This is a genomic window from Streptomyces sp. NPDC003720, assembly GCF_042875075.1.
GTDB lineage: Bacteria > Actinomycetota > Actinomycetes > Streptomycetales > Streptomycetaceae > Streptomyces.
This window is the reverse complement of the sequence record NZ_JBIANZ010000002.1, coordinates 371,115-391,402: the sequence shown is the minus strand read 5'-3', so window position 1 is coordinate 391,402 and position 20,288 is coordinate 371,115. Positions and strand designations below refer to the sequence as shown.

The 20,288-nt window shown below is 66.9% G+C and carries 16 protein-coding genes and 5 pseudogenes; 6 read left to right on the top strand and 15 right to left on the bottom strand.

The features are described from left to right. Nucleotides 1–131 precede the first annotated feature (131 nt). From ACFYU0_RS07295 to ACFYU0_RS07275, 5 genes are all read right to left on the bottom strand, one after another. Nucleotides 132–1,124 carry a LacI family DNA-binding transcriptional regulator gene (locus tag ACFYU0_RS07295; protein ID WP_389298447.1) on the bottom strand — a complete coding sequence of 331 codons (993 nt, stop codon included), beginning with the start codon at nt 1,122–1,124 and terminating at the stop codon, nt 132–134. A 254-nt stretch (nt 1,125–1,378) separates the two neighbouring features. Then, nucleotides 1,379–2,017 carry a phosphatidylserine decarboxylase gene (locus tag ACFYU0_RS07290; RefSeq protein WP_389298445.1) on the bottom strand — a complete coding sequence of 213 codons (639 nt, stop codon included), beginning with the start codon at nt 2,015–2,017 and terminating at the stop codon, nt 1,379–1,381. Between the two features lie 393 nt (nt 2,018–2,410). Then, the gene (locus ACFYU0_RS07285) at nt 2,411–2,623 is read right to left on the bottom strand and encodes a hypothetical protein (RefSeq protein WP_351669514.1); all 213 of its coding nucleotides are present in this window, start codon (nt 2,621–2,623) and stop codon (nt 2,411–2,413) included. Between the two features lie 258 nt (nt 2,624–2,881). Further along, a complete protein-coding gene (locus ACFYU0_RS07280) occupies nt 2,882–3,673 on the bottom strand; it encodes an anti-sigma factor (RefSeq protein WP_389298443.1) in 792 nt (263 codons plus the stop codon). Then, nucleotides 3,660–4,274 carry a sigma-70 family RNA polymerase sigma factor gene (locus ACFYU0_RS07275; RefSeq protein ID WP_351669510.1) on the bottom strand — a complete coding sequence of 205 codons (615 nt, stop codon included), beginning with the start codon at nt 4,272–4,274 and terminating at the stop codon, nt 3,660–3,662. The genes ACFYU0_RS07280 and ACFYU0_RS07275 overlap by 14 nt, the downstream gene beginning before the upstream one ends. Nucleotides 4,275–5,102: 828 nt before the next feature. On the opposite strand from ACFYU0_RS07275, the gene ACFYU0_RS07270 reads away from it, so the two are divergent. Together ACFYU0_RS07270 and ACFYU0_RS07265 are read left to right on the top strand one after the other, a co-directional pair. After that, nucleotides 5,103–5,696 carry a hypothetical protein gene (locus ACFYU0_RS07270; protein WP_351669508.1) on the top strand — a complete coding sequence of 198 codons (594 nt, stop codon included), beginning with the start codon at nt 5,103–5,105 and terminating at the stop codon, nt 5,694–5,696. 513 nt (nt 5,697–6,209) lie between these two features. After that, nucleotides 6,210–7,415 carry a cysteine desulfurase-like protein gene (locus ACFYU0_RS07265; RefSeq protein WP_389298441.1) on the top strand — a complete coding sequence of 402 codons (1,206 nt, stop codon included), beginning with the start codon at nt 6,210–6,212 and terminating at the stop codon, nt 7,413–7,415. 141 nt (nt 7,416–7,556) lie between these two features. On the opposite strand, the gene wrbA is transcribed toward ACFYU0_RS07265, so the two are convergent. The 3 genes and pseudogenes from wrbA to ACFYU0_RS07250 form a co-directional block, all read right to left on the bottom strand. After that, a complete protein-coding gene (gene wrbA, locus ACFYU0_RS07260; RefSeq protein ID WP_389298439.1) occupies nt 7,557–8,159 on the bottom strand; it encodes an NAD(P)H:quinone oxidoreductase in 603 nt (200 codons plus the stop codon). A 432-nt stretch (nt 8,160–8,591) separates the two neighbouring features. Beyond that, a complete protein-coding gene (locus tag ACFYU0_RS07255) occupies nt 8,592–10,937 on the bottom strand; it encodes a glycoside hydrolase family 65 protein (RefSeq protein WP_389298437.1) in 2,346 nt (781 codons plus the stop codon). Then, nucleotides 10,934–11,669: pseudogene (locus tag ACFYU0_RS07250) on the bottom strand (beta-phosphoglucomutase family hydrolase). Before ACFYU0_RS07250 ends, ACFYU0_RS07255 begins: the two are co-directional and overlap by 4 nt. A 410-nt stretch (nt 11,670–12,079) precedes the next feature. On the opposite strand from ACFYU0_RS07250, the pseudogene ACFYU0_RS07245 reads away from it, so the two are divergent. After that, nucleotides 12,080–12,524 (top strand): annotated as a pseudogene (locus tag ACFYU0_RS07245) (transposase); the annotation flags it as partial. A 1-nt stretch (nt 12,525) separates the two neighbouring features. On the opposite strand, the pseudogene ACFYU0_RS07240 reads toward ACFYU0_RS07245, so the two are convergent. The 4 genes and pseudogenes from ACFYU0_RS07240 to ACFYU0_RS07225 all read right to left on the bottom strand — a co-directional run. Further along, nucleotides 12,526–12,804: pseudogene (locus ACFYU0_RS07240) on the bottom strand (RNA polymerase sigma factor); the annotation flags it as partial. Nucleotides 12,805–13,040: 236 nt separating this feature from the next. Then, nucleotides 13,041–13,634 (bottom strand): TetR/AcrR family transcriptional regulator, encoded by a 594-nt coding sequence (locus ACFYU0_RS07235; RefSeq protein ID WP_351669498.1) that lies wholly within the window; start codon nt 13,632–13,634, stop codon nt 13,041–13,043. A gap of 33 nt (nt 13,635–13,667) precedes the next feature. Then, a complete protein-coding gene (locus ACFYU0_RS07230) occupies nt 13,668–14,465 on the bottom strand; it encodes a hypothetical protein (RefSeq protein WP_351669496.1) in 798 nt (265 codons plus the stop codon). After that, nucleotides 14,462–15,415: an ATP-binding cassette domain-containing protein gene (locus ACFYU0_RS07225; protein WP_351669494.1), complete on the bottom strand. Its 954-nt coding sequence runs from the start codon at nt 15,413–15,415 to the stop codon at nt 14,462–14,464. The genes ACFYU0_RS07230 and ACFYU0_RS07225 overlap by 4 nt, the downstream gene beginning before the upstream one ends. 517 nt (nt 15,416–15,932) lie before the next feature. On the opposite strand from ACFYU0_RS07225, the gene ACFYU0_RS07220 reads away from it, so the two are divergent. Then, nucleotides 15,933–16,109, top strand: coding sequence for a hypothetical protein (locus ACFYU0_RS07220; protein ID WP_351669492.1), 177 nt, complete (start codon nt 15,933–15,935; stop codon nt 16,107–16,109). On the opposite strand, the pseudogene ACFYU0_RS07215 reads toward ACFYU0_RS07220, so the two are convergent. Next, nucleotides 16,099–16,364, bottom strand: a pseudogene (locus tag ACFYU0_RS07215) (alpha/beta fold hydrolase); the annotation flags it as partial. The gene ACFYU0_RS07220 and the pseudogene ACFYU0_RS07215 sit on opposite strands and share 11 nt — an antisense overlap. A 189-nt stretch (nt 16,365–16,553) precedes the next feature. Continuing rightward, nucleotides 16,554–16,817: pseudogene (locus ACFYU0_RS07210) on the bottom strand (transposase); the annotation flags it as partial. A gap of 475 nt (nt 16,818–17,292) precedes the next feature. Between ACFYU0_RS07210 and ACFYU0_RS07205 the strand changes: the two are divergent. Both ACFYU0_RS07205 and ACFYU0_RS07200 read left to right on the top strand, forming a co-directional pair. Then, a complete protein-coding gene (locus ACFYU0_RS07205) occupies nt 17,293–17,520 on the top strand; it encodes a hypothetical protein (protein ID WP_389298434.1) in 228 nt (75 codons plus the stop codon). A 14-nt stretch (nt 17,521–17,534) separates the two neighbouring features. Continuing rightward, on the top strand, nt 17,535–18,587 hold the full coding sequence (locus ACFYU0_RS07200) for an alcohol dehydrogenase catalytic domain-containing protein (RefSeq protein ID WP_389298432.1): 1,053 nt from the start codon (nt 17,535–17,537) through the stop codon (nt 18,585–18,587). Nucleotides 18,588–19,166: 579 nt separating this feature from the next. On the opposite strand, the gene ACFYU0_RS07195 is transcribed toward ACFYU0_RS07200, so the two are convergent. After that, the gene (locus ACFYU0_RS07195) at nt 19,167–20,279 is read right to left on the bottom strand and encodes a catalase family protein (RefSeq protein ID WP_389298430.1); all 1,113 of its coding nucleotides are present in this window, start codon (nt 20,277–20,279) and stop codon (nt 19,167–19,169) included. Nucleotides 20,280–20,288 lie beyond the last annotated feature (9 nt).

Here is a 20,288-nt window from a genome sequence, read left to right as displayed (position 1 = left end):
CTTTCACCGGGTCGGTGAGCATGCGTCGCGACCATCTCTCGTCAGGCGCAATCGATTACGCTACGGTGTTCGCCGGGCCACGGCGGTGTGGTGTCGGGGTGGGTGGGACGCCTCGGTAGGCGCGCGACGCCTCAGACCGAGGCCCGTGCGACGAACTCGGCCTTCACACGGACGGTCTTAGGTACGCGGCGCCCGTCGAAACGCTCCTTGAGCAACTGTGCGGCCGCGCGGCCGACGTCCTCCGCGGGATAGCGGATCGTCGTCAACTGCGGTCGCACCAACGAGGCGAAGGAGGCGTCGTCGTGACCCACGAGCGCCACGTCGCCGGGTACGTCGATGCCGAGCTCACGCGCCTTGTCCAGGGCGCCGACCGCGATCACGTCGTTGGAGCAGAACACCGCGTCCGGCGGGTAGCGCCGGCTCATCAGCTCGGCGAACCCGGCGGCCCCCGCCTCCCGGGTGTGCTCGCCGCGCACCACAAGCACTCGCGGCAGGGAGGTGCCGAACTGGCGGGAGAGCGCTCGCAGAAGCTCCAGACGGGGGTCGCCGCCGGTAGCGTCCCGAGGCCCGGCGATCACTGCTATGCGGCGACGTTTCGCGGCGGTCACCCTTTCCAACGCCTGCCGGGTCGCGGTCCGCGCGTCCGGCGTGACCTGGTCGACCGCCCCAAAATGCACATCGGCACTCACCACGGTAGGGATGTCGGCCCTCGCCAGGGTGTCCAGATCCTTGGGCAGCAGACGGAACGGAGTGATCACCACCCCGGCGAAGCGCTGCTGCACGGCCTCCGCCAGCAGCGCCCGCTCCTCCTCACGGTCGGCTCGGGTGTTGCAGACGACGACGTGCATACCCAGGCCGCGGAGTTCCTCCTGCAGCGTGGCAGCGAGTTGCGCGAAGAACGGGTTGGCGATGTCGGGAACGATCAGCGCCACCAGGCTCGAGCGGCCGGTCCTCAGGCTGCGCGCCGCGGTGTTCACGGCGAACCCCAGGTCGGCGATGGCGGCCTCCACCGCCGCACGCGTCACCGGGGAGACGGGCCGCTTGCCGGACAGGACGTAGGAAACCGTAGCGGTCGACACGCCGGCGGCCCGCGCGACGTCCGCCATGGTGACCTGCTCTCGCACTGCTCACGCTCCTTCCGCGCCGTCACCCTACTTCACCGGCGGCAACGGCATGGAAGCGCTCTCTCCGAGTCTCGAGGGCAAGGCGGCGCATGACCAGGCAAGTGGACTATTCGTAGGTCGGAACCGACGCCGGCGAGGCCCGTCGCACCCGGCGACCCGCCACCTGGCGGCATCGGCGGCCTGAGCCCTGGTGCGCAATCGCCGCCCCACCGGGGCCCGGGCCTTCGACGCCTTTCCGCGTCTCCAGTTCGGCTCTAGCTGCGGTCGATGCGAGTCACCCCAGCCACGGTCTTCTGTCCGACCTCGACCGCGACCTCCACGCCCTCGGGCAGGTAGAGGTCGACACGCGAGCCGAAGCGGATCAGACCGATGCGGTCGCCCTGCTCGACCTTCGTGCCCTCGGGGATGTACGGCACGATGCGGCGGGCCACCGCGCCGGCGATCTGGATCATTTCGATGTCGCCGAGTTCGGTGTCGAAATGCCAGACTACGCGCTCGTTGTTCTCGCTCTCCTTGTTGAAAGCGGGAACGAAGCCGCCGGGGATGTGCTCGACCGACGTCACGGTGCCGGCGAGCGGCGCGCGGTTCACGTGCACGTTGAGCGGGCTCATGAAGATCGCGACGCGGGTGCGGCCGTCCTTCCAGGGCATGATGCTCTGCACCACGCCGTCGGCGGGCGAGATGACCCGGCCGGGGGCGATCTCGCGCTCGGGGTCGCGGAAGAACCACAGCATGCCCGCCGCGAGCGCGGTGGCGGGCACGGCGACGGCCTTGGCCGCGCCCGAGCGGCGGGCGCGGACCAGGCTGAGGGCTGCGGTGGCGACGGCCGGGAGAAGCCACGGCGATGCACCGCGCGCGAGACGTACCGGACGAGCATCGGCGGAATAGGGCATTGGGACTCCGTCAACAGGACGGGCGGGCATGCACCCATCCTGCCGTCCTAGCGAGAGGCCGGAAGTACACCTTTTTGAGGGTTCGGGCAGCCGGCACCGGGTGGAGACGGGCGGACCAACTGATACTGCGGCGGTACGTCGACCTCCACCCGACGTAGTACAGCTCGCGCCTGTGATCGGCTGACGGCCCTGTCGGCGAAACAGCACAGGCCGTCGCTCGACTGTGCCGAGTTCGGCCGGTCAGGCATCGAAGTCGCCGGTGACGTCACTCACGGGGTCACACCCACGCTCCCAGCACGAGTCCTGGCCTGCAGCGTGTGCTCACGACGGAACCGAGGTCGTGGGCCGAGGCTTCTGGATGCACCACCACCCCTACGGCCCCCGACCACAACCCTATTCGTAGGTGGACAAGGCCAGTCCGAGACCGAAGAACGTGGGGGCCCATTCCCCGACGAAGATGCCCCATCGGTCGGCGCGCTCCTCACCCTTCTTCTCCACCTGCAGGGAGGCGGCCCAGGAGATGACGGACAGGCCGATTGAGACGAATGCGGCGGTGTAGGCATGCTCCGCTCGGATGCCGGACTCGTGCAGCTTCTTGACGAGCATCGCAGGTTCGCTCCCTGCCTCAGCCGAAGTGACAGTTCAGCCTCACCGCGGCCGGTGGGAATCGGCGAGGGGTGGGGGACCATTTGGCCCACTCGTGCACACGGCGTCGTCTGGTGCTGGTAGGCCGCGCCGCGCGGCCTGCGCCCGGCCACGGGGGTGATCACAAGCCGGAGGTTCGCTCGGCGGCAGCTCCGAGGTGGGCGGGTGACTGGCGGCCGCGTAGGATCTCGGCGGCCTCGCGTCGCGGGTTGCTCGTGCTCAACCGGCGTAACGTCCACGAACGATGCTCTTCCCGGAATGATCGGGCTTGCCGTTGTAGGGCTGCACGGAAACGTCGACGATCGAGTACTCCCTGAGGTCGATGTTCTCCGGGACGGGCAGGGTTGCCTTTCCATCGGGGGCCAAGACCCCCACCGACACGAGTTTCGTGTGGGAGCGGTCCATGAGCCACACCTCGAAGTAGCCCGGGGTCGTGGGAAGCCCCTTGACCTGTATGGTCAAGCTGCGGTGAGCCCCCGTCCCGCGGAGGCTAGCGTAGCCGGTCGACGAGGGTCGCAGAGAGTCGAGCGCTCTGGTGTGGGCGACGGCCGCCGTGCTGTCCCCGCGAGTGACCCACCACGTGACCACGCTCCCCGCCGTGGCGCCGAGCAGGGCCGCGCACACAGCCAGAACGACACTGAAGCGCGCTCGGCGCGAAAGCAGCGGTCGACGCGCTGCTCTTGAGGCGGGAGCACTGTGCTCGGCAGCAGAGCCGATGCGTCCTTCCTTGTCGGCGGTGACCGCATGACGCCCTTCGCCGACGGCGTCGACAGCGCCGTCAGGCGCCTGGCCGAGGGCGAGTTCGGTTGCGATCTCGGTCCACAGTTCCGCCGGCGGCTGGAGGAGTCCGATGTCCTCGGGCTCTGGCACCCGAGCCGCCGTGACGACGCTTCGAAGCGCTTCAAGTTCACTGCGACAGGCCAGGCAGGTCTGCAGGTGGAGGTCGCCGCTGTCCGAAGGGAGCTCTCCGAGCGCCATCAGGGCCAGCTTCTCCTCATCAGTGTGCTTCACCGTCCACCTCCAGTCGATGCTTCAAGCGCATCATCCCGCGCCGTGTATGACTCTTGACCGTTCCCAGCGGCATGCCCGTCCGCTCGGCTATCTGCGACTGGCTCAAGTCGTCGTAGAACGCCAGTCGTAGCACCGTCTGTTGAGGTGCGGGCAACTGGCCCAGCTCATCCATGATGAGGATGTGGTCGACTATCGCATCCGCCGTCGCAGCGGAATTCGCCTCGTCGTCAGGGAACGCGACCTCGGCGACAGCCTCATGGTTCCGTAGATTCCGCGACCGCCGCTCCAGCGCGTCAGCGATCTTCTTGTACGTGATACCCACGAGCCATGTCTTGAGCGCGCCCCGGTCAGGATCGAAGCCCTTACGGCCCCTCCACGCTCCGACGAACACCTGCTGCGTGACATCCTTGGCCTCTTCAGAATCACCGAGCTTACGGAAGGCCATGGTGAAGAGCAGAGCTCCCCAGCGTCGGTAAGCCTCGGTCAGACATGCCTCATCTCCATCGGTGAACCCTTGAGCCAGCAGATCATCGGACAATGGTCTGGTCACCGGCGCCACCTTAGCCGCCAGTACCTCAGATCCGGCCCAGAGCGCCGTCATCGGTCAGCTCCTCCCGCATCGACCATCAGATCGTTTCTGTAACCCCTCACCTCGGCGGAGTGCGGGCGCGTGCAAGCCATTGGCGACAACGCCGCCCCGTGCGGACCACACGAGCTCGCTGCCCCCGAGCGGTTCTTGGCGGCCTCCCGCTGTCCTGCAGATATGGCCCCGTCTATCACCGCTGCCGCTCCCCGGGCAGGTGAGCAGCGCCACCAACCCTTTCGGTTAGGTGTCGCGGATTGCTCGACTTGACTCAACTCCCCCACGCTCAAGTCAGAAGTCCGGCAGGACGCTCCGGCGGTGGCTCGACCCGATGACGCAGAGCGGCATCGCGGCTCCGACCGTGTCCAACGATGCGGCGACGCCCCTGTGTGGCAGAAATACACGATCGCTATCCGTTGAGAGCGCCATGGCCCGAGCCTGCTCATGAAACACCGCCATTTTCGCCATGAGGAAGAAGGGTGCTGCTGCATCGTGAGTTGCCGACCCCGGGCGGCACGTCGTCAGGTCCGGAGGCTGGTCGGACCCCGTGGCGTGCCGTGCCAGCGTCCATGACGGTTTCTCTTCCAGCCTGCGCTCCATTGGATGAGTCGAGGAGAGATTCCGTCCCCGGGCCCGTTTCGGTTGCAGATCTTCGAGCGATCAAGACAGAACGGGGACTTCAGTGCTCCAGGCCACAACAGAACCTGGAGATGAGGTACGAGGCGGACCAACCTTCCCCACGCGCAAAGTGCTGGGCTGTCGGCTGCATCCACTCCCGCGGCTGCGGCGGAATGCTTCCTCGTCATCTGCTTCACCCGGTACAACACGGCTCAGGAGTGAACTGCCATGACCCGCAACGCACTTGTCCCCGCTGTGTCTGCACTCGCGGCTCTGGTGATCGCAGCGCCCACCGCCTCCGCAACGCCCCACACCGTTCACATCAGGGGCGGCCACACCGCCGTGACGGTGGCTCCGGCGATCGCCACGGCGCTGCTGTCGAACGGGATCGCCCCGATTGTCACCCGTCCCGGCAAGCCCAGTCTCACCACGGTCGGTGGCCAGCCCACACTGAAGGCCACCTACCCGGTGACCGGCGGTTCGTTGACCACCAGCCCCCTCGGCGGAAAGATCAGGCACAGCGGTGGGCTGAAGTTCACCAACGTCTTCAACGGCCGCTCTCTGGAGGTCAAGAACTTCACTATCGACCTCACCAAGGCGCGGCTGACCGGCCTCGTCGCCGGCACCAAGACCCGTGTGCCCGTCTTCAAGCTCGACCTGACAACCGCCCACGTCCATCTCGGCAATCACAAGGCCGACGCCAGCAACGTCACCCTCAAGCTCACCAAGGAAGCAGCCGGCGCCCTCAACACCAGTCTCAGGACCAAGGTCTTCAGCACCGGCCTGACCGTCGGAACTGCGGACACGCAGCCCACCTTCTGACCCACCCCCAGCAACACCAGCAGGCGGTGCCTTCACCATCAGGCACCGCCTGCACCACTCCGTCAGCCGGAAGCCCACATCCCCTTCACAGGCACCACGGGGGCGGGACGGTCCGTCCCGGCCCGTCCTCGGCGCGGGTGAGGGCCCGGTTTGTCTTCCGGTCAGCGCCCGAGCGGCGTACGGGCAAAGGAGACGGAGGCCGCCTCACCCTCTGCTGCCGCGGCGTGGCTTCTGGCTTCAGCATCGGCCCATTCTCAAGGAGCCGGCGGTATGCACCGTCTCAGCCGTCGTCGTCGGGCCTGCGGTCATGCCTGCGAAGGGTGACACGGGTGCTTCATATCCGGTTGCTTGATCATTTGCGTGATCACTCGCGAGCTCTCGTATCGTGACGATCGCTTTGCATGTAGCACTGTCCCGCGGCACAGTCGACTCACTGGACGTCCCCCTCCCGGTGCCGCACGCCAACGAGGCGGGGCTTCCGCACGACCGCTGTCCCCCCGGAAAGCTGAGGCCATGGCCCTCGATCTGAACACTGTGCGAGCCCACTTCCCCTCCCTCGACACCGGCCTCGCCTTCTTCGACGGCCCCGGCGGGACCCAGACCCCCCGCCCCGTCGCCGACGCCATCACCGCCACCATGACCGGCCCCCTCTCCAACCGGGGCGTCACCAGCCCGTCCGAACTGAACGCCGAGCACACGGTGATGGCCTTCCGGGCCGCCTACGCCGACCTGCTGAACATGCCCGCCGACGGTATCGTCCACGGCCGCAGCGCCACCCAGCTGACCTACGACTTCTCCCGTCACCTAGCCAAGGACTGGAAGAGCGGCGACGAGATCGTCCTCAGCCGTCTGGACCACGACTGCAACGTCCGCCCCTGGATCCAGGCCGCCGAGCGCGCCGGCGCCGGCGTGAAGGTTCGATGGATCGAGATCGATCCCGACACCACGGACCTCGACCTATGTTCCTTCCAGCGGGCACTCTCGACGCGAACCCGTCTGGTCGCACTCACCGCGGCTTCGAACGTGCTGGGCACCAAGCCGCCCGTCCGGCAGATCGCCGACTTGGCGCACGAGGCCGGCGCCCTCGTGTACGTGGACGGCGTTCACTACGCCGCCCACCACCTCGTCGACGTGCCCGCCCTGGGCGCGGACCTGTTCGTCTGCTCCCCCTACAAGTTCCTGGGACCACACTGCGGTGTGCTCGCTGGCTCCCCGGAACTCCTGGAGACGATCCGGCCCGACAAACTCCTTCCGTCATCCGACGCGGTGCCCGAGCGCTTCGAGTTCGGCACCCTTCCCTACGAGATCCTGGCGGGCGCCACCGCCGCCGTGGACTTCCTCACCGCCCTCGACCCTGGCACCCGGACGACGCGTCGAGAGCGGCTCACACACTCGCTGGGCTCCCTGCACGAGCACGAGCAGGCCCTGAGCACCAGGCTGGGAGAGGGCCTTCGAGCCCTGGGAGCTGCCGTGACCGTGCACAGCAGGGCGGCCGACCGCACCCCGACCCTGCTGATGAGCTTCGACGGCCGTGACGCCCGCGAAGCCCAGACACACCTGGCCGCCCGCGGCGTGGTGGCTCCCGCGGGTTCGTTCTACGCCTACGAGCCCTTCAACGCCCTCAAACTCGAAGACCCCGCACTGCGAGCCGGCCTCGCGCCGTACAGCACCACCAACGACGTGGACCGGCTCCTCGAGGGCCTGTCCACGTTCATCTAATCTACGGCCTGTCAATCCTGAACGGTCTTGATGACGGCTTCACCGTCAAGATCATCGGCTGACTGACCTCGGGTTGGGAGCGGCTGGCCTGCTCCCAACCCGACGGTGTGCCACGAGCCGACAGGCCAAGACTGCACGATGTCAGCCGCGCAGGCGTGTGGCGATGTCGGCCAAGTGGCGTCCCTGGTAATGGGCCGCTGCCAAGGTGCTTCCGTCAGGACCCTCACCGCCTCCACTGGGCCAGCTCGTGCCGTACGGATTGCCGCCGGCAGCGAACAGCAGTGGGTCCGTGTATCCCGGCGGCACGATGATGCAGCCCCAATGGTAAAAGACATTGTTGAGGGAGAGAATGGTCGACTCCTGGCCGCCGTGGCGGTTCATGGCCGAAGTGAAGCTGGTTACGGGCTTGTTGTGGAAGACGCCCGCCTGCCACTGCTTGCCCGTTTGGTCGATGAACTGCTTGAGCTGCGCCGAGACGTTACCGAAGCGCGTGGGCGTACCGAACGCGTATGCCGTGGCCCACTCCAAGTCCTCAATAGTCGCTTCAGGCACCTGATCCTTTGTGGCGTCGACGTGGGCTCGCCATGCAGGATTCGAGTTGATCGCGTCGTCGGGTGCCAGCTCGGCAACCCGGCGCAGACGGACTTCGGCGTCTGTGGCAGCAGCCCCTTCTGCAACCGACTGAGCTAGCTGATGGACGTTCCCAGTAGCGCTGTAGTAGATCACTGCGACCCGAACACTCATAACAGGCTCCCTCCGGTCGAGCCCAACTCTTCTGATGCAAACGCCAGATCGCTGCCAACACACCGAACACAGGCGATGGCAGCCCTCCAAGGGAGTAACGTACTGAATAGGACGAGGGATCGGCGAATGGGGCGCCGACGCACCGGAATCCGTGGAAGACAACGGCTTCGATACATTCGTCATCCCAGCTCTATCAGACGACAGGCCGGGCGAGGTCCGGTGGCCCAGATGCACTATCGGGGCATCGTTGACCCGCGCTGGCAGGACATTCAGCTGCGTTCCATAGAGGCGAGGCCCTCGGCGAAGGCATCGCGGCGCTGATGCGGGCCGCAGGCCAAATCCACAATCAACCAGGTCGAGGAGGTCTAGGCCGAAGGGGAATCCTGCGACCCTCTCTCGGACCTCTGTCACACCCACTCGTCCTGCCCCCGTTCAGTGAGGGCGTCCAGGGCGGCGCCCTTTGGGCTGAGCAGGTTCTGGCAGGGGGGCAGGGCGTTTGACGGGACGTGTCTGCGGTCTGTCACGGAATACTGTCAGTGCCTCTCCGTAGTGCAGTAGTGTCAGCGATTCCCCGTCGGTCAGTGAGTAGACAGCCTGCGAGTGGTCGATCGACACCCGTAGGCACTGGTGTTGCACATGCACCGAAAACGTCAGGCGGGCGAGCCTCTCGGGCAATCTGGGAGCGAAGTGCAGAGTGCCGTCGCCGTAGCGCATGCCCCCGAAGCCGGCGACCAGTGCGATCCATGAGCCGGCCAGGGATGCGATGTGCAAGCCGTCGCGGGTGTTGTTCTCCAGATCGTCGAGGTCCATCAGCGCGGCCTCGCCGAGGTAGTCGTAGGCAAGGCGCAGATGTCCGACCTCGGCGGCCATAACAGCCTGGACGCACGCCGAGAGAGAGGAATCACGGACGGTGAGCGGCTCGTAGTAGGCGAACGAGCGGGCCTTTTGGTCGTCATCGAAAGCATCCGTTCGCAGGTACATGGCCAGTACGAGATCCGCTTGCTTGACCACCTGTTTTCGGTACAGCTCGAAGTAGGGGAAATGCAGCATCAGTGGATAGTCTTCAGGTCCGGTGGCGGAGAAGTCCCACCTTGCTTGGCGGGTGAAGCCGGCTGACTGCTCATGGATGCCGAGCTGAGCGTTGTAGGGGATGGCCATCGCATGGGCGGCGTCTCGCCAGGCGGCGATTTCTTCCTGCTCCGCGCCGAGGGCTGCGGCCTGTTGGCCGTGGCGTTCGGCAACGTCGGCGGCTGCCAGCAGGTTCTTCTGGGCCATGAGGTTGGTGTACACGTTGTCGTTCCCCACTGCGCTGTACTCGTCGGGGCCGGTGACGCCGTCTATGTGGAAACGACCGTGCGAGTCATGGTGACCGAGCGAGAGCCAGAGCCGCGCCGTTTCCACCAGCAACTCCACGCAAGTGTCGCGTTCGAATTCCTGGTCGTTGGTGACTGAGACGTAGCACACCGCAGCATGGGCGACATCGGCATTGATGTGAAAAGCGGCGGTTCCGGCCGGCCAGTAACCTGAGCACTCCGATCCGTCGATGGTGCGCCAGGGGAATGCCGCACCCCTCAGACCGAATTGACGGGCACGTGCGCGCGCCGCGGGGAGGGTGTCCTGGCGCCAGCGCAGGGCCTCGGCGACGCAGGCAGGGTGGACAAAAGTGAGCAATGGGAGGACGAATATCTCGGTGTCCCAGAACCCATGTCCGTCGTATCCGGAACCGGTCAATCCTTTGGCCGGTACCGCACGTTGCTCGGCCCTGGCGGCGGCCTGAAGCACATGGTAGAGGGCAAAGCGGACAGCCTGCTGGATTTCCGTGTCGCCTTCGATCTCCACGTCCGCGTGTCTCCAGAAGTCGTCCAGGAATGCGCGCTGTTGGTCGACCAGACCCTGCCAGCCGGTGTTTCGAGCGCTGGCGAGGGCGGCCTCCACCTGGTCTCGCAGCGCAGGCAGGGATCGAGCCGCCGACCAGCCATAGGAGACGAACTTCTCGAGACGGAGCGTTTCGCCGTCCTTCAGTTCGGTGATGACCGTGAAGCGGCCCACGTCGACCGCGCTCTCCGACGAGGTACAGAGGTCTGCCGGCCCGCTCACGTTGTGGTCGGCGGCGGCCGCGATCCGCAGATCGGTGTCGACTGTGCGATGGATCAGACGCAACCGTGCTTCCTGAGCGGCGTTTTCCTCTGCTCGTAGTGGGTGCTCCAAAGCAGCCGCGACCCGCGGATCGCCGGTGAGAGTGGGTAGCTGCTCATTGGCGATGAGTTCGGACTGGATGACGAGGCTTACCGGGCCGTCGAGTGGTTCCACCTCGTAGGCGATGGCAGCGACGGCCCGCTGGGTGAAAGAGACCAGACGAGTGGAGCGCACTCTGACGGTCCTGCCGGCGGGCGAGGTCCACTCGCAGGTGCGATGCAGCAGTCCGGCGCGCAAATCCAAAATCCGCTCGTGCATGCGTATCCGACCGTAACGAAGGTCAAACGGCTCGTCCTCGACCAAAAGTCGGATGAGCTTGCCGTTGGTGACGTTGATGACCGTCTGGCCGGACTCGGGAAACCCATAACCGGCCTCGGCGTACGGCAGCGGGTGTCGTTCATGGACACCGTTGAGATAGCAGCCGGGCAGGCCGTGGGGTTCGCCCTCGTCGAGGTTGCCACGCCAGCCCACATGACCGTTGGACAGAGCGAAGATGGATTCACTCTGGGCCAGCACGTCCCAGTGCAGCGCCGTTTCACGTACCTGCCATGGCTCCACCTCGTAGGCAGAATGATTGATCACGGCCTGCCCCTCAACAGTTCGGCAAGATCCTCGACGACGATGTCGGCACCGTGGCGACGCAGCGCTTCTGCTTGACCGACGCGGTCGACGCCGATCACGTAGCCGAAGTGACCGGATCGCCCGGCGTCCATACCTGCCAGCGCGTCCTCGAAGACTGCCGCTGTCTCAGGCTCCACACCGAGGTCCTGGGCAGCCGCGAGGAAGGGTGGCGGGATGCGGCTTGCCCGGAAGACGGCGTTGCGCGGCGACGATGCCATCGAACCGCACGTCGAACTGATCGTGCATACCAACCGAGAGGAGGACGTCGCGGCAGTTGGCACTGGAAGACACCACGGCCGTGGACAATCCGCCCGCCCGCACCGCCTCGACGTAGCGACGGGAACCAGGATAGGCCTCGACCCCCTCGGTGCGGATCTTTTGCAGCAGGAGCTCATTTTTGCGTCTACCGAGCCCGTGCACGGTGTCGGCCTCGGGCTCTTCGTTGTCCGAGCCCTCAGGAAGCGCGATGCCACGCGAGGCCAAAAACGTTCTCACCCCGTCGGCGCGGGGGCGACCGTCCACATATTCGTCGTAGTCGTTCACCGGGTCGAAGGCGCGGAAGCCGGGACCGTCATGGCGCCGCAGGAAGTCGTCGAAGGTCTCTTGCCACGCTGCAGCATGCACGACCGCCGTCTTCGTCAGCACCCCGTCGAGGTCGAAGAGACAGGCCCGGACGACGTCCGGGAGGCCCAAGTCATCCCTGCCCACACCACCAGTCTCCCGTCCGGTACGTGCCGCGCAAGTTGACTGGTGTGGGTCTGTGCCGATCGTCACCGCGTCGCCGTCCTCCGCGCACGAACCGGGAAGTCTGCCCCCTCACCGAGTCTCCCCCGCAGCTGTCACGAGCCTGATCGGCCAGACGCGCCGCCCGGCACGCCCGCCGTGTGCGATGCTCCGCCGGTGTGCGGGTGTGGGGCTGACCTGCTACTCGCCACCCGTTGAGGAAGCCCTCGTCTGATGAGCGTTGTCGCCGGTACTCGGCCTGGTGGGCGGACTGCCACGACAAGCACATGGTGATCGTCTCGGCGGGAGGGGGTCGGGCTGGTGGGGGTGGGTCGGGAGGGCTTCAGTCGCGGGAGCGCAATATGCGGCGCATGCGGTCGGCTCGGTCCAGGAGGTTGCTGATCCATGCGTCGGGATCGACGCCGGAGTCCCGCCGGGCGATCGACTCGGTGAACATGCAGGCCCTGAAAGGGGGACCTGACAGGCGTCCACGACAGCCAGGCCCTGACGCCGCTCGTGAAGGGCATACCGCCGATCCGATCCCGGCGAGGACCCTGTCGGCGCAAGCCCGGCAAGCTGTACGCCGACAAGGGATACGACCACTGTCACCTGCGGCGATGGTTATCCCAGCGAGGCATCCGGCCCCGCATGGCCCGCAAGGGAATCAAGACCTGCCAGCGACTCGGCCGGCACAGCTGGACCGCCGAACGAAACATGGCCTGGCTCGTTGGAGGCCGTCGCCTCCAACGCCGCTATGAGCGCAATGCCGAGCACTTCCTCGCTTTCACCAGCATCGCCTGCACCCTTATTTGCTACCGCAGACTCGCATGTTCGTGGCGATCCCGTACAGCCAGGGGCGGGCGTGCGGGATGGCCGGGTCGTAGCGCCGCCGCCGCTGGAAGGCGATCACGAAGGTCTCCGCCATCAGGTCGTCTGCGGTGTCGGAGCCGAGGCGCCGGGCGATGTAGCGGTGGATGTCGTCGGCGTAGCGGTCGAAGATCACGGCGAACGCGTCGGGCGTCTCCCAGGACCGTTCGATGACCGAGCCGTCGCACCCGCCGCTCGCGGCCGTCGCCGGGACGGTCGCGGCGCCGTTGTCTCGCATCGGGGTCACGTTCCACCTCTGTGGTTCATGCACGTCCTCGGGAATCGGGTCGTGGTGTCGTGGTCACCCGTCTCCTGCAAGTGATCTGCGTCATGACGCTGTTGATCGCACGACTCCAGCGGCGAGCCGGTAGCTCGCCGTAGTACCGCTGGCGGCAGGACGTGAGGGACCTTGTATCCGACCGGCGCTGGATGTCGGCCGTGCGGCGCATCAGCTTGTGCAGTCGGCCCGACTGCCTAGGGGCGAGGTGCGATGCCTTTGAGGATGATGTCGACCGTGTCGGCGATGGTGGGCAAGGACGGGAGGAGATTCTGATCGGGGGCCATGGGCGGGTTCAAAGCCATGCCGAACAGCAGGGCCAGCAGGACGACGGCGCTGTGGTCGGCGTCGGCATCGGCACGCAAGCGGCCGAGTTTCTGTTCGGCGCGTAGGTACTCGGCGAGACGTCCCGGTGGGCCCGGCAGCGCACCGGGGGGCGGTGCGACGCGAGCGAGTTCGGGGTCGGTGAGGATGGCCAGTTCGAGGGGCAGGATGTCGGCGCGCAGGGTGGCGAGCTGAGTGAGGCAGTCGGTGAGGTTGGCGGCGACCGTGTGGGTGCCGGCGCGGGCGGGCAGCGTGTCTATCCAGTCGACGACGTGCTTGTTCTGCTGCAGTACGGCTTCGGCGAAGAGAGTGGCCTTGTCGGGGAAGTGCCGGTAGAGGGTGCCTTCGGCGACGCCGGCCGCCTGTGCGATGGCACGCGTGGTGGTTTTGGCGTAGCCGACCTCACTCACGAGCCGGATGGTGGTGTCGACGAGCTTGGTCCGGGTGGCGTCGCCGCGTGCGCTCATGGCGTCTTCCCCTTCAAGGCGTGCGGGCTGTGGTCAGTCGGTGATGTCGCGGCGCTTGAACACGGTGAGCGCGACACCCAAGCCTAGAAGGGTGTAGAGGGCTCCGAGCGCCAGGGCGGTGCCGTAGGGGATGACGCTGGTGCCGCCCTGGGCCAGCGCACTGAGGGTTGCTCCGGGTGTCCAGTCCGCGATGGCGTCGAGGGCAGCGGTGATGACCGCCTCGACGACCAGGACGTAACCGACGCCGACCGAGATCGAGACGGCCGCGGAGCGGGTGACCAGCGCCAGCACGAGTCCGATGACACCCCAAACGAGCAGCGTGACGAACAGGTTGAACCACGCCCCGGCCAGGGTCGGCAGGACGTCCTGGCCCCACGCGGAGACATCCAGTTCCGCGCTCCGGGCCGCCATGGGGGCGATGATCAGGTTGGCGATGAGCGCCACCGTCGTGACGGCGGCCGTCCACAGCGCCAGTGCCCCGACCTTGCCGAGCAGTAGCTTGACGCGGTCGGGCTGGGCGGAGGCGGTCAGCCGGATCAGGCCGCTGCTGTAGTCGCCGGCCGTCACGATCGCCCAGAACGACAGGGCGACCACTCCGTACATGCTGGCAGCCGAGGACAGACCCGCGGTGATGCCGTCGGCTGCCTGCCACTGGTCGAGCGTCGGGAACGACACCCCGGGGCCGCCTGGTGGTTGCGCGTTGGACGAGCCGACGACCTGCGCCATCACCATGTTGATCATGACGGTGAACAGGATCGTCAGGCCGAACCAGCCGAGAACGACACCCTTTCGGCGGGTCCGGAGGAGTTCGCTGCGCACAGTGTTGATCATGACGCCTTCCGTTCCGCGGCCGCCGCGCGGTCCGCAGTGAGGTCCTGGTCGCTGCTGCCGGTCATCTGCAGGAAGATCTCCTCCAGGCTGCCGCGCACCGGGGTCATCGACGTGAGGGTGATGCCGCCGCGGGCGGCGCATCGGTTCAGCTCGGCACCCTGGCGTTCGTCCGCTGTCACGCTGAGGCGGCCACTGGCGGTGTGCTCGACCTGCCAGCCGTCGGCAGACAGCAGTGCGAGCAGGGACGAGGTGTCCCGTTCGTGTTCGGCCGTGATCTCGATGCGCTGTTTCGTGCGGGCGAGCAGGTCGGTGACGGGTCCGGAGTAGACGAGGTGGCCAAAACGGATGACGACCAGGAAGTCACAGACCGTCTCGATTTCAGCCAGAAGGTGCGAGGAGACAATGACCGTCCGGCCCGCCTCGGCCAAATCTGCGAGCAGCCCGCGGATTTCGACGATGCCCGACGGGTCGAGACCGTTGGTGGGCTCGTCGAGGATCAGCAGTTTCGGATCGGGCAGCAGGGCCGCGGCGATTCCCAGACGCTGCTTCATACCCAACGAGAACTGCTTGACCGGCTCGGCGTCCCGGCCGGTCAGACCGACGATCTGGAGTACGTCCTCCACCCGCGAGGCAGGCAGGCCCCGAAGCCTAGCCAGCGACATGAGGTTCGCCCTGGCCGACAGACCGGGCATGAACGCTGGGCTTTCCACCAGAGCCCCGACCCGGCTCAGATAGCGGCCGGGCGTGCTGATCGGCTCGTCCAGTACCTCTGCCGTTCCCGACGTCGGCGCGATCAAGCCGAGCAACATACGGATCAGAGTCGACTTTCCCGACCCGTTCGGGCCCACCAGGCCGATCACGCCCGCCCGCGGCAGTTCCAGCGTCAGCCCGTCCAGAGCCGTGACATCACCGAAACGGCGGGTCAGCCCAGCCGTCCTGATCACACTCATCGTTCCTCCAAAGCGTGTGAGCACTCACTCACATAGTGGGTTGGAGGAGTCCTGCTGTCAATGCGGCCGAGCCGCAGCAGGTGGTCGGGCCCACTACCTGCTGCGGAAGTTTGGCCGCGAGGCGCACCCGCCCAGAGCCACGGGACGGTGGGAGTGCGGGATCTGCTGCCGGTACCGGGATGACGGGCGGGCCGAAACGGGCTCCCGTGCGCCTTGGGCGCAGTCCCGCCCTATCCCCACGCGTGCACTTCCCGTACGCGCTCTCCACGGGAAGTGCACGCGGTCCGACTGCCCTGCTCCTCACCCCGCAGCGCCGACGAGCACCGCATCGACAAACTCAAGCAGTGGTGCGTGCTTGGCCACTCGATATGACAAGACAGCGACCATCTACCTCGCCGACTTTTATAGCCCGCCATTGTCATAAGTAGCGGCTGATCGCCGAGCAGATGTGCTGCGGCCTGCTCTGACGGGCATAAAGATCCAGCACTCAGCGAAGCCGAATCAGGGAGGGCATTCTGTGACCTCGGACCACCCAGCCCCGCCGGCCACTGCCGAACAGGCCCTCGACATCGTCCGCAGCCGCTTCGCCGAGCCCGGACTGCCCGACGGCTCGCCCGCCGAACTCCGCGTCGAGGAGTTCGATGCTGCTGGTGATCGGCCTGACCGGCTGATCGCCGGGCCGGTTACGCCTTGAGGAGCTCGAGGATGACGGGGTTGAGGACGTCCGGGTGGACGCAGCATGCCGTGCGGCTAACCCCTCGTAGGTCTCCAAGGTCGCGTTCCGCAGGATCTCCGCGCTCTTCGGACCTGCGTCCGCGTAGGGCACGACCTGGTCGTCAGTACCGTGCATGACGAGCACCGTGACATCGATCTTCTCCAGATCCTCGGTGAAGTCCGTCTCGGCGAACGCCTTGATGCACTCGTAGTGCGCGTTCGCGGCGCCCATCATGGCGGATCTGCGGAGCCCGGGGTCCCAGCGGGACGAGTCGCTGCGAGCCGTGGCTGCGGCGTGCCGCAACCAGTCCAACTCCCCGCGGGCGCCGAGTTCGTCAAGGACCAGGCGGTGCAGCTTGGCCCACACGCAAGCATTCGTCCACTCGGTGAACCGCCGGTGAGCTGTCGCCCCGGACGGTCCGCCATGCAGCTGGTCCCACACCCCGGCCTCGTTCCACGCGGCCAGGCGCCGCCAGCAGGTCATGCCCGAGCCGAAGCCCAGCTCCTGCGGCAGGTACTCCCACTGGATGCCGGTGTGCAGCACGAACAAGATCCCGCACAACGCCTGCCGGTCCGGCACCCGTGGTCTGCCCTCGACCAGCTTCGGGCCAGGCTTGGGCAGCAACGGCTCGATCAGCGACCACAGTTCGTCCGAGACGATCCATGGCCGCGCCTCCCTCTTCCCCACAACAGGACCAACGAGCAACCGAGCTGACAGTCACATGATCAACGGCTTCTGTTAGGACCTCTTAAGCTGCTGCATCCCGTCATGCGGGGCTGAGCAGGGAAGGATCTTGACCTCTGGTCCGCGCCATGGAACGGGAAGAGTGGATGCTTCGCTTGATTCAGCGGTCACAGCAGCCAGCCGCGTGCCCCTGCAAGTGAGTCGGAGAGCTCCGACCACACGGTGCAGACGGTCAGGCGACAGCTTCCCGTGCCCCGGTCCGCGTGGAACGCGACGCCGAGCCTGGCTCTCGATCGGTGAGTTCATGGCGACGTATCACCCCACCATGATCCAACAGTCGACGATCTTTGAAGACGGACCCTAGGCGGCCGAGCGCATAAATCGTATGTCGCGCCGGGCTCCCCCTTGTCTCCGACGGCACGGCACCCATACGCTCACCACCCGTACCGACTGGACGGTATGCTCTGTGCAAACGTTAGTGCGCGCCGATGCCGGCCTGCCGACCGTGCCGGCCGCCGATCCAACGCGACCGTCGAAGGAGCCGCCGGAGTTGAGCAGAATCAACGGCCATGTGCGCCTGGCCGCACGTCCGGTGGGAGAGCCGCGGCCCACCGGCTGGCAGCACGTCGAGGAGGCGATCTTGTTGCGCCTGTTCCGTGGTAACCACGGCGAGCTCGTGCTGAAGATCGCGGACCGACCGGCCTGAGGGGGAGAAACAAGATGAAAGCACTGACCTACCATGGCCGTCACGACATCCGCTACGAGGATGTCTCCGACCCGGCCGTCACCAGCCCCACCGACGCGGTGGTGCAGGTGACAGCGGCCGGCATCTGCGGCAGCGACCTGCACATCTTCCGCGGCAACCCGTTCAGTCCGGAACTGGGCTACACGCCGGGGCACGAGTGCGTCGGCGTAGTTGTCGAGGCCGGCGGCCAGGTGACCCGCTTCAGGCCCGGCGACCGAGTTCTGGTGCCCGCCTCTGTCGGCTGTGACCAGTGCCGGTCGTGCGCGGCCGGGTTCACCGCCCGGTGCGAGCGCGCCACGTCCAGCACTGACCTCTGCTACGGAGTGAGTCCGCAGCTCCCGGGCAGCCAGGCCCAGGCCCTGACGGTGCCATACGCCGACGTCAATCTGATGCACTTGCCCGAGGGCATCTCCGACGAGGCCGCCGTCGCCCTGACGGACAACGCCCCCACGGCCTGGTACGGCTGCCGCCGAGCCCGCATCCAGCCCGGCGAGACCGTCCTGGTCATCGGCCTCGGCCCGGTCGGCCTCATGGCCGCCCAGTCCGCCTTCGCGATGGGCGCCGCGCGGGTGCTGGGCGCAGACCTGGTCGCGGAGCGCCGCGCCTTCGCCGCCACCCTGGGTGTCGAGCCGGTCGAGGGCGAGCACGCGCGGACAGCCATACGGGACATGACCGACGGACGCGGGCCGGACGCCGTGGTGGAGGCCGTGGGTTCGGACGCCACCATCGAGCTCGCCCTCAAGGCCGTCCGGCAGGCCGGCCGGGTCAGCGTCATCGGAGTCAGCCAGAGCAAGGCCTTCCCCTTCCATATGGGACTTGCGCAAATCAAGGAACTGGAGTTCGCCATCGGGCTGTGCTCTGTGCACTACGAACTCCCTACTCTGATCGCCCTCACCCGTGCCGGCCGGATCAAGCCAGAGGTCTTGGTCTCCCACCGCTTCCCCCTCTCCGAAGGCCCGGCGGCGTACGAACTGTTCGCAGGACGCTCCGACGGCGTCCGCAAGATCCTTCTCGACCCCACCCGCTGACCCTCCTGCGCGGGGCCGCCTCGTCCGATCCCCTGCGGCAGGCCCTGGCACGGGTGCGCCGTTCCGGCGTGGACGTGACCAGGGCACCCGCGGTCTTCCCGCTTACGAGCGTGCGCTGGGCGCACTTCAAGACCGTGCAGCAGACGCTGCTGGCGCTATCGGTCGAAACACCCCGCATCATGAGCGCGAACGTTCCGCAGGACGACTGGTCGCCGCTGGGCGAGATAGCCGTTCCCGAGCAGGGGGTAGGGCGCACTCCCCCAGAGCGATTGCGTGGTTGCGGTAGTCCGTCCGGCATGTACGGGCGGCGCAGCCGCGGTCATGCGACGGCGATGGCACGACTCCGCCGCGCCCCTGAAGGAGGCAGGCCGTCGACCGAGCCGGGCCGACGCCGCTACAGCCGCTCCCAGGGCCCCACCGTGCGGGCGGTTCTCGCCACTTGGGAGAGCCCGCCGCTACGCGTGGTCACGCTCCGGGAAGAGCACGTGAGCGGCGTCGAGAATCCGTTGCCGGGTCACTTGTCGCCCTGCCGCAAACCCAGTGCGGTCGGCGCAGGCGGCGGGACGCGGCTGAGCCGGCTCATCCGAGTAGTTGCGCGCTGCTGACCGGTTCGCGCCGCTGCTGTCCATTGATGCGGTGCCGTTCGATGGACGAACGCCGGTACACCTCCTGCCGCACCCGCTGGATCTCGCCGATAGGCCGGTGCTCCTCTCGTGAACGCCACGGTGTGATCGACGTGGCGTCGGCGGCCGCCACGTTCTCGTCCCCGCCGATGTCCTGGCGCGGGAGGGCCACACGGGCGACGGTCACCCACGGGGACAGTTCCTGGGGCCACTTCACGGAGGTGTTGTCCACCGGCATGTGGGCCAGATCGGTGTTGAGCTGCACCTGAAGTTCGAAGGAGTGATCCCGTTCCGCGACCTCGGCGACGAGTGTGTGGCGGAACGCCTCATTGTCCGCGCGCACGTCCACGATTTCGTGCGTCAGGGAGGCCACGGACTCGGTCGTGGGCACGGTCCGGATCTTGGCGATGTGGTCGCCGTACCGGAAGGCGCCCATGCTGTTGTAGGTGTACGACAGCAGGTTTCTGCGCGGGACGGTGGTGAACGACAGCATGGCGAACAGTTCGTCCCACAGCCAGCTGTCGGGATCGATGAGCGTGCCCCGGCGGGTCAGAAACTCCGCCATCCAGGTCTTGCGGCGGGCTGGGTTCACCAGGGCCTCCGGCAGCTCCGCGAACAGGTCCTCGATGACCATGTAGTCGTAGGCGGTGTTCGCGAAGAAGACATCGTTGTTGATCAAGTTGAGGTCAAAAGTACCGCTGTCCGGTTCGTCGTCCAGCAGTGAGGGGCCGGGGACCCCGAACAGCTTGATGCCCATCCCACACGCCGCGCCCAGCTGATGGTCGGGGCGCTGATGGCCAAGGCCGTTGGAGTAGCGGACGACGGCGTCGTACACGGCGGGTCGGGCGAAGATGCCCTGACCGTAGAAACCGCGGTTGTCACCGACCGTGACCGTGGCCTTGAGAAGGCCGTAGGTTTTTCCGTGGGCCGTGCGGACGGCGCGGCCGACGACCTCGCGCTCGACCGAGGTGCGGGTGCGCTGCGCCACCTGTGCCACCACCGCATCCAACTCCTGCTGGTACGTCTGACGTTCGGCGGGGCGGTAATCCTCGTAGCGGACGGGATCCATGGTGTTGCC